Source organism: Brasilonema sennae CENA114 (genome assembly GCF_006968745.1).
Classification (GTDB): Bacteria; Cyanobacteriota; Cyanobacteriia; order Cyanobacteriales; family Nostocaceae; genus Brasilonema; species Brasilonema sennae.
Genome location: NZ_CP030118.1, coordinates 7,743,689 through 7,757,257, shown reverse-complemented (window position 1 = coordinate 7,757,257; position 13,569 = coordinate 7,743,689). Strand labels below are relative to the sequence as shown.

6 protein-coding genes, 2 tRNA genes and 3 rRNA genes are annotated in these 13,569 nt (G+C 45.5%); 9 read left to right on the top strand and 2 right to left on the bottom strand.

Annotated elements, in window-relative coordinates:
* Positions 1–260 precede the first annotated feature (260 nt).
* The 4 genes from DP114_RS32290 (at position 261) to vapC (ending at position 4,864) form a co-directional block, all read left to right on the top strand.
* Positions 261–1,772, top strand: coding sequence for a group II intron reverse transcriptase/maturase (locus DP114_RS32290; protein WP_171978061.1), 1,512 nt, complete (start codon positions 261–263; stop codon positions 1,770–1,772).
* 129 nt (positions 1,773–1,901) lie between these two features.
* Positions 1,902–4,157: a WD40 repeat domain-containing protein gene (locus tag DP114_RS32285; protein WP_171978060.1), complete on the top strand. Its 2,256-nt coding sequence runs from the start codon at positions 1,902–1,904 to the stop codon at positions 4,155–4,157.
* Positions 4,158–4,202: 45 nt separating this feature from the next.
* Positions 4,203–4,466 carry an AbrB/MazE/SpoVT family DNA-binding domain-containing protein gene (locus DP114_RS35525; protein ID WP_246162941.1) on the top strand — a complete coding sequence of 88 codons (264 nt, stop codon included), beginning with the start codon at positions 4,203–4,205 and terminating at the stop codon, positions 4,464–4,466.
* On the top strand, positions 4,463–4,864 hold the full coding sequence (gene vapC / locus DP114_RS32275; protein WP_169264768.1) for a type II toxin-antitoxin system tRNA(fMet)-specific endonuclease VapC: 402 nt from the start codon (positions 4,463–4,465) through the stop codon (positions 4,862–4,864). The genes DP114_RS35525 and vapC overlap by 4 nt, the downstream gene beginning before the upstream one ends.
* A 142-nt stretch (positions 4,865–5,006) precedes the next feature.
* Here the strand turns inward: vapC and argS are convergent, their stop codons facing one another.
* Both argS and nadC read right to left on the bottom strand, forming a co-directional pair.
* The gene (gene argS, locus DP114_RS32270; protein WP_171978059.1) at positions 5,007–6,767 is read right to left on the bottom strand and encodes an arginine--tRNA ligase; all 1,761 of its coding nucleotides are present in this window, start codon (positions 6,765–6,767) and stop codon (positions 5,007–5,009) included.
* Between the two features lie 295 nt (positions 6,768–7,062).
* Positions 7,063–7,920: a carboxylating nicotinate-nucleotide diphosphorylase gene (gene nadC, locus DP114_RS32265; RefSeq protein ID WP_171978058.1), complete on the bottom strand. Its 858-nt coding sequence runs from the start codon at positions 7,918–7,920 to the stop codon at positions 7,063–7,065.
* Between the two features lie 331 nt (positions 7,921–8,251).
* On the opposite strand from nadC, the gene DP114_RS32260 reads away from it, so the two are divergent.
* The 5 genes from DP114_RS32260 to rrf all read left to right on the top strand — a co-directional run bounded on the left by DP114_RS32260 (position 8,252) and on the right by rrf (position 13,505).
* Positions 8,252–9,742, top strand: a 16S ribosomal RNA gene (locus DP114_RS32260).
* 158 nt (positions 9,743–9,900) lie between these two features.
* Positions 9,901–9,974: transfer RNA gene (locus DP114_RS32255), tRNA-Ile, on the top strand.
* Between the two features lie 84 nt (positions 9,975–10,058).
* Positions 10,059–10,131, top strand: a tRNA-Ala gene (locus DP114_RS32250).
* Between the two features lie 274 nt (positions 10,132–10,405).
* Positions 10,406–13,292, top strand: a 23S ribosomal RNA gene (locus DP114_RS32245).
* 95 nt (positions 13,293–13,387) lie between these two features.
* Positions 13,388–13,505 (top strand): 5S ribosomal RNA (gene rrf, locus DP114_RS32240).
* The 16S, 23S and 5S rRNA genes sit together here with 2 tRNA genes alongside, the layout of an rRNA operon.
* Positions 13,506–13,569: the final 64 nt, after the last annotated feature.

The window sequence follows — 13,569 nt, the reverse complement described above, 5'->3', positions numbered from 1 at the left end:
CCCTGACCTCGTTAGAGAAAAAGAAATCCCGCCGATAATTCGTCTTGTAAGCGGTAAGAGTAAGGGATTCTAACGGTTGAAGTGGTTCCATCTGACGGCACACAACAATCTCATCCGAGGAACGAATAAAAACGAATTAAAGGTCTTGGGGAAGGTCGAAAACCCAGGTAAGCCAGACGAGCGGCAGAATCCCTTTAATTCGGGTAGGACAGACCGTAATTGGTCTGAGGTGTTCAGAAAACAGCCACTAGGAGTAGAGTATGATTGGGCACAGTAACAATACTAGTGAATCTTGGAGCAAGTTACCCTGGAAGAAATTCCGACGTAATCTGTTTCGCCTACAAGTTAGGTTGTTCAAAGCAGTTAAAGCAGGAGACATGCGGAAAGCGCGGTCACTCCAAAAACTGATTCTGAAATCTAAGGCTGCACGGCTACTGGCTATACGTCAAGTAACACAGCTAAATGCTGGGAAAAAGACAGCGGGAATAGATGGAACATCGTCCCTTAACTTTGAGGAGCGTTTTGAACTCGGAGGGGTGCTCGCGAAGCATGTACACGAGTGGCATCACAGCAAACTCAGGGAAATCCCAATACCTAAGAAAGACGGTACCTTCAGAACCCTAAAAGTCCCCACCATTGCGGATAGAGCGTGGCAATGTCTCGCAAAATACGCACTAGAACCAGCACACGAAGCAACTTTCCACGCTAGGAGTTACGGATTCAGAACAGGACGCTCTGCGCATGATGCACAGAAATATATCTTTCAGAATCTACGCTCAAATAGCCACGGAATAGGAAAGCAAATAATAGAACTCGATATCGAGAAATGCTTCGACAGGATAAGCCACACAACTATCATGGATAATTTGATAGCACCAAAAGGACTAAAAATTGGTATCTTCCGATGCCTCAAAGCAGGAATACACCCCAACTTTCCAGAACAAGGAACCCCTCAAGGTGGTGTGGTAAGCCCACTATTAGCTAATATTGCGCTCAATGGAATCGAGGAAATACATCCATCCGTCAGATATGCCGACGACATGGTATTTTTCCTAAAACCCAAAGATGATGCAACAAAGGTACTTGGAAAAATAAACCAGTTCCTTGCAGACAGAGGAATGAATATCAGTAAAAAGAAAACCAAGATAACCGCATCGACAGACGGTTTCGACTTCCTAGGCTGGCACTTCAAGGTGCAGGGCAACGGAAAATTTAGAAGCACCCCCTCAGTGGAAAACTTCAAAGCATTCCGTAAGAAAGTAAAAGCCATCGTTAACTGCTCTAACTATGGTTCCGAGGTAAAAGCTGAGAAATTAGCCCCCTTGGTTAGAGGATGGAGAAACTACCACAAATTCTGTAAGATGGATGGGTCACGAAATTCCTTATATCATATCCAACACAGAACATACAAGGTATTTAACGAGGAAGCAAAGAATAACCGATACTCCAGTAAGAAATTACTAGATAAGGCATTCCCGGCAATCTCTCACTCCGAAAACAAATTTGTCAACGTCCAAGGCGAGAAGTCACCATTTGATGGAGACATCCCCTACTGGAGCGAGCGCAACAGCAAACTCTACGAAGGACAAATCTCTAAAGCCCTAAAACGGCAAAACCACGCATGTGGATATTGCAGCATGAAGGCACTACCAGGTGAAGAATTCCACCTACATCATGTAGATGGCAACCATCAAAACTGGAAAACAAAGAACTTTCTAGCTGTGCACGAAAGTTGCCACGACTATATCCACATGAGCAAGGGGAAACCCTAGAACATCGGGAGCCGGATGCACGGAAACGGGCACGTCCGGATCTAACAGAGAGGGACGGCGGATAATACCGCCTCTCGACTCTACCCAGTACCAGTTGATTACACTTGGTCATCTTATTTTCGGCGACAAGTGGATGAGGCGGGGAAGATTGTACCAAGTGCGCCGCTGAGGAGATTTGCAAGTGAGTCGTTGGAGAAGTTGAGGGAGACGGTTGGGCGATCGCCCCTCACAAAAGCGGTGATGGATTTGCTTTTGCCGATGATTGATGTTGATACCTCCATCACATCACCCTATCACCCAATGATCAAAATTCTTGAAGCGACACGCGGCAAAACAGAAGCTGAAGTGGGTTATGTTGGTGGGAATGCGGCGACGCTGTTGGTGAAGGTTGATAAGGCGGCATTGGAAGGTAAAGACTTTAGCCATACTGTGATTAAAGGCGCAGACCTTACTAAGGCTAGCCTGCGCCGTGTCAATTTTGCTCAGGCCAATCTAGTTAAATCTGTTTTTCCCAAAGTTTTCGGTGCGGTTTTTTCAGTGGCCTTTAGTCCAGATGGCAAGCTGTTTGCTACAGGTGATGCTAATTGTGAGATTAGCTTGTGGCAAATTATTGATCACAAACAAATTTTAAGACTTCAAGGGCATAGCGACTGGGTACGCTCAGTAGTTTTCAGTCCTGATGGTAATACTATAGTTAGTGCTAGTTATGACCAAACAGTTAAGCTCTGGGATACTCGTACAGGAGAATGTCTGAAAACTTTGTATGGTCATACCAGTAGGATAAATTCAGTGGCGATGCATTCCAATTGTCAAACTATAGCTACTAGCAGTGATGATAAAACTGTGAAGCTATGGAATATTCATACAGGAGAATGCCTAAAAACTTTACTGGGACATACCAGTAAAGTTAATTCAGCAGTGTTCAGTCCTAACGGTGTCACTTTAGTCAGTAGTAGTAGTGACAAAACAGTGAAGTTATGGAATATTCAAACGGGAGAATGCTTGAAAACTTTACAAGGACATATGGATTCAGTAGGATCTGTGGTTATTAGTCCTGATGGTATGAGCCTTGCCAGTTGCAGCAGTAAGGACAAAACAGTGAAGCTATGGGATATCTCCACAGGAGAATGTCTGAAAACTTTTCAGGAGCATACCGATTGGGTACGCTCATTAGCAATTAGTCCTGATGGTATAACTCTTGCCACTTGCAGCAGGGACACAACAGTGAAGTTATGGAATATTCGTACAAGACAATGCCTAAAAACCTTACAGGGACATACCGACTGGGTAAAGTCTGCGGCTTTTAGTCCTGACGGTAACATTTTAATAAGTGGGAGTGATGACCAAACGGTTAGGCAATGGGATATCCTGAGTGGAAAATGTGTAAATATTTTGCAGGGTTATATTAGTGTCGTACGGTCACTGGCAATCAGTGCTGACGGTGCAATGTTTGCTAGTAGTAGCGAAGATCAAACAGTGAAGTTATGGGATATCCATAGTGGTGAATGCCTGAAAACTTTGGAGGGACATACCGGCAGGATTAATTCAATAGCAATTAGCCCTAATAGTACAATTCTAGCCAGTTGTAGTTATGACCAAACAGTGAAGCTATGGAATGTTCGTACTGGAAAATGCCTCAAAACGTTGCATGGGCATAACGGTGGTGTCAATTCAGTAGTAATCAGTCCTGATGGTAAAACCCTAGCCAGTGGTTGTGGTGATCGAACGATAAAGCTATGGGATATCCATACTGGAGAATCTCTGAAAACTTTGCAAGGACATACCGACTGGTTATGGTCAGTTGCATTCAGTCCTAACGGTAAACTTTTAGCTAGTGGAAGTTATGACAAAACAGTGAAACTATGGGACATCAGCACAGGAGAATGTCTGAAAACTTTACAAGGATATACCGGTAGGAATAATTCTGTGGCAATCAGCCTTGATGGTAGGATCCTAGCCAGTGCTGGTGAAGACCAAACGATAAAGCTATGGGATATTTACAGTGGTGAATGCCTAATTACCTTGCAAGGACATACCAGTTGGGTACTCTCCGTTGTTTTTAGTCCTGATGGTAAGACTTTTGCCAGTGCAAGTAATGATAAAACAGTCAGGATATGGGATATTCACAGTGGAAAATGCGTGAAAATTTTGCAGGGACACACTCATTGGGTAAATTCAGTTATTTTCACCACGGACGGTCGAACTCTTATTAGTGGGAGTTGGGATGAAACAATAAAACTTTGGGATGTTAACACGGGTGAGTGCTTAAAAACTCTGATAGATAGACCCTATGAGCATATGAATATCACAGGTGTTAAAGGCTTAACAGATGCCGAAATCACCACTCTTAAAGCACTAGGCGCAGTGGAAGAAGGGGAAATGTAAAATGAAAATATTCACACAATCTGAAAACGCAACTAGCCAAAAACAATGACAACGAAAGAAAGTCTCAAACAAGAAATAGACAAGCTTAGTGAAGAACAATTTCAACTTGTAGCTGATTTTATTGAATTTATCAAATTCCGTACTCAAAAAAATGATACAAATCCCAAAAAAAGACTTAGCGAATTTTACGGTGCATTAAAAACAACTCAACCCTGGCAAACTTTGTTTAACGCGACCGAACTCTTTTCTGAAGATTTCATGGAAACCAGAGAACAGCCTAATTTAGAGATTAGAGAGGGTTTTGAATGAGATTTTTGCTGGATACCAACATGTGTATCTACATTATTAAAAGGAAGCCACCTAAAGTCTTCGAGAAATTTCAGACACTAGACATATTTGATGTCGCTATTTCCTCTATTACTGTTGCAGAACTTGAGTATGGAGTTTATAAAAGCCAACGTCGAGAGCAAAATCAGGCAGCACTTACTCAGTTTTTAATTCCTCTGGAAATTATTCCCTTTGACGCTAGTACGACACAAACCTATGGAAGAATTCGAGCAGACTTGGAGCGACAAGGTATAGTTGTTGGTTCAATGGATATGCTAATAGCATCCCAGGCAATCAGTCTTGGGCTAATTTTAGTGACTAATAATGTCAGAGAACTTTCTCGGATTCCAGGTTTAGTTTTGGAAAATTGGGTGGATTAGTCAATATGCACTTCAGAAGCTGATGTTATGGATATAACCGAAGCTGAGAAAGCTAGACTCAAAGCATTAGGCGTAGTCGAGTTATAAAAATGTGGAAGGGGAAAAAGCAGGGGGAGAAAAAGAGCGATCGCACTAAGTCCACCTACATTCTTTCCACAACCCTAATTCCCAGCAACGAAAGTCCCAACTTCAGAGTTCTAGCCGTTAAATCACACAGTATTAGGCGCGATGTCCGCACTGGTTCTTCGGCTTTGAGAACAGGGCAATTTTCGTAGAACTTATTAAACTTATCACTCAGTTGATACAAATACTCGCACAAACGATTTGGTAGTAAATCTTTTTCGACTTCACTAATAATTTCATCAAGTTGTAACAAGTGCTTCGCCAGAGTTAACTCTGTTTCTTGCCGCAAAACAATTGGAGCATCTGCTCCCAGTTTTTCAAAGTCAATATTACCTTCACGACTAATGCCCTGAGTTCTAACATAAGCATAAACCATATATGGTGCAGTATTGCCTTTAAGCGCTAGCATTTTGTCGTAGCTAAAAATGTAGTTGCTGGTACGATTTTGGCTTAAGTCGGCGTATTTAACCGCACTAACGCCAATCACCTGTGCAAGATTGCTGACAAACTCTTCAGTTTCTTCACGCGCTTCTTCTTTTATTCTGTTTTCTATATCTGCACGGGCGTGGGCGATCGCACCATCTAATAAATCTCGCAACCGCACAGCTTCCCCAGAACGAGTTTTCAATTTTTGACCATTTTCCCCTAGCACCAACCCAAATGGGGCATGCACAAATTCTACATCGTCTGTAATCCAGCCTGCCTTTCTTCCCACTTGAAAAATCTGAGCGAAGTGATTTATTTGTTCTATACCAACTGGGTAAATCACCCGCTGCACTTTATCTACTTGTACTCGATAGCGAATTGTCGCTAAATCTGTAGCAGCGTAGTTATATCCTCCATCTGATTTTTGCACAATCAAGGGTAAAGGCTCACCTTCCCTGTTAGTAAAGCCTTCCAAAAAAACGCACTTTGCACCCTGATTTTCCACTAGCAGATCTTTTTTATCTAATTCCTCTACGACTTCAGGCAGTAAAGCATTATAAAACGATTCACCTCGTTCAACAAAAGGAGCAATTTCCAATAAATCGTAAATAACTTGGTACGCTCGACTGGAGAGTTGACAAACTATTTTCCATGCGAGTAGTGTCTTTTGATCTCCTGCCTGTAGTTTTACCACAGCCTGACGTGCTGCTTGTTGGAAATTTGCATCTGCATCAAATCGCGCCTTTGCTTGACGGTAAAATGAAGACAAGTCACCCAAATTTAAAGTTTCAGTAGTGGTTAAAGCTTCTGGGTACGCTTCTTCTAAATAAGCGATAAGCATTCCAAATGGCGTTCCCCAATCTCCGACATGGCTAATCCGCTCGACTTTATGACCAACAAATTCTACAATTCGAGACAGACAATCTCCAATCACTGCTGGACGTAAATGTCCTACGTGCATTTCTTTGGCGATGTTTGGGCTGGGGTAATCTACAATCACTCGCTTGGGATTGTTAGTTTGTGGGACTCCTAACCTTGGATCTCCTTGAATTGCCTTGAGTTGTGCTTCTAGGTATTCTGTTTTTAGCTTCAAATTGATAAAGCCAGGACCAGCAACTTCTGGTGGCTTGCAAATATCAGATACGTCAAGTTTATCAACAATTTGTTGTGCGATCGCCCTTGGTTGCTGTCCCAATTGCTTTGCTAGCCCTAAAGCTACGTTTGCTTGATAATCACCAAATTTAGGATTGCTCGCAGCAACCAAAACTGGATCTACCTTACTGTAATCACTGCCAAAAGCTGCATCCAAAGCTTCCTGTAACGTAAGTTTTAGCTGTTCTTGTGTATCCTTCATGTTTATTTTTTAGTTATGATAACCTGTCAGAAATTTTTATTTATCAACAAAGATACAAATTCTTCCATAATCAAACCACTATCTCTAATGATTCCTCGTAGAGTTTCTATAATTAATTTTTAATTATTTGGAACGACAACTTGAGCTAATGGTTGATCTGTACGAATAATAATCTACCTGCTTTCTGGTGCGCTTGTGCGAAAAACTAACCTTGCTGAGTGCTCTTGCTAGAGAATGACTTGCCTGGTGATTCTGGTTTTTGCTGAAACTGCAATGCTTTGAGCCAACCGGATAATCATTCAATCCTCATACTTAAATCTAACCAAGAGGATTTCGTAATTGGTGCACTGCTAGAAATATAATCCACTCCTGTCTCGGCAACAGCACGAATAGTATCTAAAGTAATGTTGCCAGAAGCTTCAATTTTAACGTGACTATCGTGTTGACGAATTATGTCCACAGCCTGACGCATCAAATCAACAGGCATATTGTCCAACATGATAATGTCAGATCTATGCTGCAAAGCTTCTTGTACCTGCTCTAAACTTTCCGTTTCTACTTCTATAGTTAAGGGATAAGGAATTGAGGAGCGAATTTGAACAATAGCCTTCCCAATTCCCCCAGCAGCTGCGATGTGATTATCCTTAATCATAACTGCATCATCTAATCCCATTCGGTGATTGACTGCCCCTCCTACTGTAGTTGCGTACTTTTCCAACAACCTTAACCCAGGAGTGGTTTTGCGCGTGTCCACCAGTTTTGCAGGTAAATCAGCAATTTGATCTACATAGTTTTGGGTGAGCTTGGCGACGCCACTGAGTCGCATCACTATATTAAGAGCAACGCGTTCTCCCATCAGGAGGGCATCTAGCGGACCATCGATTTGGGCCACCACTTTTCCCGCCTCACAAGAACTACCCTCAGCTACAACAGGAATAAAGCTAACTTTTTCATCTAAAAGTTGAAATACTCTTGCCGCGATTGGTAAACCTGCTATAACTCCAGATGCTTTCGCCATCCACTTAGCTTGTCGTACTTCCTTAGTTATCAGGGCTTGGGTTGTGCGATCGCCGCGACCGATATCCTCTAACAACCAATCGTGTAACAACCTATCTAAAACAAGCCTGGGTGGCAAAACACCAAAATGACTCATAGCTTTATTGTTCCCCTTCTCAACTTCCAGAATTACTATAGCCTAGAGTGCTTGCTATATATACCTTTTAGAAGATAAGAAAAAAATCTCAAAAAAAGTTTCGGAAAATAGTTGACAGGCAAGAGTAGGTTCGCTATATTGAATAAGTGCCTGAAGCGCGGACACAAAAACAAGTCACCGCCGAGGGCGACGAACCTTGAAAATCCTATAGTTTGAAAGCTAGTATACACTAAAAGCCTTGCGATAGTAAAGAATAAACCGAGGCTGACGGTAAAATCAGCTAAAAGAGCAAGTAGATGAGTGATTAGTTCACTTATCTACAGACAGAATCAAAACGGAGAGTTTGATCCTGGCTCAGGATGAACGCTGGCGGTATGCTTAACACATGCAAGTCGAACGGAGTTCTTCGGAACTTAGTGGCGGACGGGTGAGTAACGCGTGAGAATCTGGCTTCAGGTTCGGGACAACAGTCGGAAACGATTGCTAATACCGGATGTGCCTAACGGTGAAAGATTTATCACCTGAAGATGAGCTCGCGTCTGATTAGCTAGTTGGTGTGGTAAGAGCGCACCAAGGCACCGATCAGTAGCTGGTCTGAGAGGATGACCAGCCACACTGGGACTGAGACACGGCCCAGACTCCTACGGGAGGCAGCAGTGGGGAATTTTCCGCAATGGGCGAAAGCCTGACGGAGCAATACCGCGTGAGGGAGGAAGGCTCTTGGGTTGTAAACCTCTTTTCTCAGGGAATAAGTACTGAAGGTACCTGAGGAATCAGCATCGGCTAACTCCGTGCCAGCAGCCGCGGTAATACGGAGGATGCAAGCGTTATCCGGAATGATTGGGCGTAAAGCGTCCGCAGGTGGTTATTCAAGTCTGCTGTCAAAGAATCTGGCTCAACCAGATAAAGGCAGTGGAAACTGAGTGACTAGAGTATGGTAGGGGTAGAGGGAATTCCTGGTGTAGCGGTGAAATGCGTAGAGATCAGGAAGAACACCGGTGGCGAAAGCGCTCTGCTGGACCATAACTGACACTGAGGGACGAAAGCTAGGGGAGCGAATGGGATTAGATACCCCAGTAGTCCTAGCCGTAAACGATGGATACTAGGCGTTGCCCGTATCGACCCGGGCAGTGTCGTAGCCAACGCGTTAAGTATCCCGCCTGGGGAGTACGCACGCAAGTGTGAAACTCAAAGGAATTGACGGGGGCCCGCACAAGCGGTGGAGTATGTGGTTTAATTCGATGCAACGCGAAGAACCTTACCAGGGCTTGACATGTCCGGAATCTTCTGGAAACGGAAGAGTGCCTACGGGAGCCGGAACACAGGTGGTGCATGGCTGTCGTCAGCTCGTGTCGTGAGATGTTGGGTTAAGTCCCGCAACGAGCGCAACCCTCGTTCTTAGTTGCCAGCAATTCGGTTGGGCACTCTAGGGAGACTGCCGGTGACAAACCGGAGGAAGGTGGGGATGACGTCAAGTCAGCATGCCCCTTACGTCCTGGGCTACACACGTACTACAATGCTGTGGACAAAGGGCAGCAAGCTAGCAATAGCAAGCAAATCCCATAAACCACGGCTCAGTTCAGATCGCAGGCTGCAACTCGCCTGCGTGAAGGAGGAATCGCTAGTAATTGCAGGTCAGCATACTGCAGTGAATTCGTTCCCGGGACTTGTACACACCGCCCGTCACACCATGGAAGCTGGTCACGCCCGAAGTCGTTACCCTAACCTTTCGAGGAGGGGGACGCCGAAGGTAGGACTGGTGACTGGGGTGAAGTCGTAACAAGGTAGCCGTACCGGAAGGTGTGGCTGGATCACCTCCTTTTTAGGGAGACCCGACTCAATTCAAAAGTAAAAATTCAAAGTTCAAAAACAAGAAAGAGTTTTTGGAAATTTAGAATTATAAAACTTTGAATTGGTTTTATCCCGAGGTCGGTCGTAAGGTAAGTGTAAGCTTTCAAACTATAAGTTAGGTTCGGATATGGGCTATTAGCTCAGGTGGTTAGAGCGCACCCCTGATAAGGGTGAGGTCCCTGGTTCGAGTCCAGGATGGCCCACCTGAAAACAGTGAACAGTGTGCAGTAAACAGTGGTCACGAAAAAATGATAACTGTGAACTGATAACTGTGAACTGAAATTTAGGGGGGTATAGCTCAGTTGGTAGAGCGCCTGCTTTGCAAGCAGGATGTCAGGAGTTCGAGTCTCCTTACCTCCACCTGCGCCCTAAGTAATTAACTTTTGTGATTCCATCTTTGTTGAGTGTACTCAAATAGCAGCAAAGGCTAGAGTGCAGGCAAGTGAGAAAAGCAAAAGCAAAATTATCATCCGATAATTAATTGGATAAGATTCAGCATCTTGTGATTGAAAGCAAGAATGCTGGGGCATTTCCAGCAAAAGAACCTTGAAAACTGCATAGAAACGCGAAAAATGTCAGGTAGTTAACTGTTATTAACAGTTAAAACTCCAAGCAAAAAGCAATGATTGTTTGTAGTCAAGCAATGAAAGGCGAATGGTGGATACCTAGGCACACAGAGGCGAAGAAGGACGTGGTGACCGACGAAACGCTCCGGGGAGCTGGAAGCAAGCATAGATCCGGAGATGTCCGAATGGGGCAACCCCAAGAACTGCCTGTTGAATATATAGACAGGAAAGAGCCAACCCAGCGAATTGAAACATCTTAGTAGCTGGAGGAAGAGAAATCAAAAGAGATTCCCTAAGTAGTGGTGAGCGAAAGGGGAAAAGCCTAAACCAAAAAGCTTGCTTTTTGGGGTAGTGGGACAGCAACAAGGAATCCTTATGTTAGACGAAGCAGCGAAAAACTGTACCAGAGAAGGTGAGAGTCCTGTAGTCAAAAACAAAAAGATACTAGCTGTATCCCGAGTAGCATGGGGCACGTGAAATCCCATGTGAATCAGCGAGGACCATCTCGTAAGGCTAAATACTACTGTGTGACCGATAGCGAAACAGTACCGCGAGGGAAAGGTGAAAAGAACCCCAATGAGGGGAGTGAAATAGAACATGAAACCATTCGCCCACAAGCAGTGGAAGTCCGATTCAACGGATGACCGCGTGCCTGTTGAAGAATGAGCCGGCGAGTTAAAGGCACTGGTAGGTTAAGGTGAAAAACTGTAGCCAAAGCGAAAGCGAGTCTGAAGAGGGCGCGAATCAGTGTTTTTAGACCCGAACCCGGGTGATCTAACCATGTCCAGGATGAAGCTTGGGTAACACCAAGTGGAGGTCCGAACCGACCGATGTTGAAAAATCGGCGGATGAGGTGTGGTTAGGGGTGAAATGCCAATCGAACCCGGAGCTAGCTGGTTCTCCCCGAAATGTGTTGAGGCGCAGCGGTTGTGATTATAGTCTGGGGGTAAAGCACTGTTTCGGTGCGGGCGGCGAAAGCTGTACCAAATCGAGACAAACTCAGAATACCAGATGTACACACAACCAGTGAGACGGTGGGGGATAAGCTTCATCGTCAAGAGGGAAACAGCCCAGACCACCAGCTAAGGTCCCCAAATCATCGCTAAGTGGCAAAGGAGGTGGGAGTGCACAGACAACCAGGAGGTTTGCCTAGAAGCAGCCACCCTTAAAAGAGTGCGTAATAGCTCACTGGTCAAGCGCTCCTGCGCCGAAAATGAACGGGACTAAGCGATGTACCGAAGCTGTGGATTTTAGTAAAAAGTTATCAGTTATCAGTTATGAATGAACCAAAAGTTTGTAATAACTGTTAACTGGTAACTGAGAACTGAACTGGTAGGGGAGCGTTCCGTATTAGGAAGAAGCACTAGCGGCGAGCAGGTGTGGACGAAACGGAAGTGAGAATGTCGGCTTGAGTAGCGAAAATATTGGTGAGAATCCAATACCCCGAAACCCCAAGGGTTCCAGAGCCAGGTTCGTCCACTCTGGGTTAGTCGGGACCTAAGGCGAGGCGGAAACGCGTAGTCGATGGACACAGGGTCAACAATCCCTGACTATTGAGTGGGAGCATTTGCAGTGCGCATGAAAGTAAGCTACGCCCTGACTGGATTGGGAGACTTCTACGGAGGTCGTGTAGTTATGTTAGTGCCAAGAAAAGCTGTGAATGTGATGAAAGCTCAGTACCCGTACCCGAAACCGACACAGGTGGGGGAGTAGAGAATACTAAGGGGAGCGAGATAACTCTCTCTAAGGAACTCGGCAAAATAGCCCCGTAACTTCGGAAGAAGGGGTGCCCACGTGAGTGGGTTGCAGTGAAGAGGCCCAGGCGACTGTTTACCAAAAACACAGGTCTCCGCCAACTCGTAAGAGGAAGTATGGGGGCTGACGCCTGCCCAGTGCCGGAAGGTTAAGGAAGCTGGTCAGCCGAAAGGTAAAGCTGGCGACCGAAGCCCCGGTGAACGGCGGCCGTAACTATAACGGTCCTAAGGTAGCGAAATTCCTTGTCGGGTAAGTTCCGACCCGCACGAAAGGCGTAACGATCTGGGCACTGTCTCGGAGAGAGACTCGGCGAAATAGGAGTGTCTGTGAAGATACGGACTACCTGCACCTGGACAGAAAGACCCTATGAAGCTTTACTGTAGCCTGGAATTGGGTCCGGGCTTGGCTTGCGCAGGATAGGTGGGAGGCATTGAAGCATTCCTTGTGGGGAGTGTGGAGCCAACAGTGAGATACCACTCTGGCGAAGCTAGGATTCTAACCCGTTTCCGTGATCCGGAAAGGAGACAATTTCAGGTGGGCAGTTTGACTGGGGCGGTCGCCTCCTAAAAGGTAACGGAGGCGCACAAAGGTTCCCTCAGCACGGTTGGAAATCGTGCTTTGAGTGTAAAGGCAATAAGGGAGCTTGACTGCAAGAGCAACAACTCGAGCAGGGTGGAAACACGGTCTTAGTGATCCGACGGCACAGAATGGAATGGCCGTCGCTCAACGGATAAAAGTTACTCTAGGGATAACAGGCTGATCTCCCCCAAGAGTCCACATCGACGGGGAGGTTTGGCACCTCGATGTCGGCTCATCGCAACCTGGGGCGGAAGTACGTCCCAAGGGTTGGGCTGTTCGCCCATTAAAGCGGTACGTGAGCTGGGTTCAGAACGTCGTGAGACAGTTCGGTCCATATCCGGTGCAGGCGTAAGAGTATTGAGAGGAGCCCTCCTTAGTACGAGAGGACCGGGAGGGACGCACCGCTGGTGTACCAGTTATCGTGCCAACGGTAAACGCTGGGTAGCCATGTGCGGAGCGGATAACCGCTGAAAGCATCTAAGTGGGAAGCCCACCTCAAGATGAGTACTCTCATGGCATTAGCCAGTAAGGTCACAGGCAGAACACCTGTTAATAGGTGGGAGGTGTACACGCAGTAATGTGTTCAGCCGACCCATGCTAATAGACCGAGGGCTTGACTTCAACAACAATTGCTAATCGCGTTTCTGTGCAGTCTTCAGGGTTTGAAAAAATTCAAAATCAACTAGATTTGAATTTTGAATTTCCCCCAAGGTTTTCCTGGTGTCAATGGCGCGGTGGAACCACTCTGATTCTATCCCGAACTCAGGTGTGAAACGCTGCAGCGGCGACGATAGTAGGTGGGTAGCTGTCTGCGACAATAGCTCGATGCCAGGATTTGATTTCAACTAACAACAAAAGGGTGTTGCGCTATATCGCAACACCCTTTTGTTCGTTGACA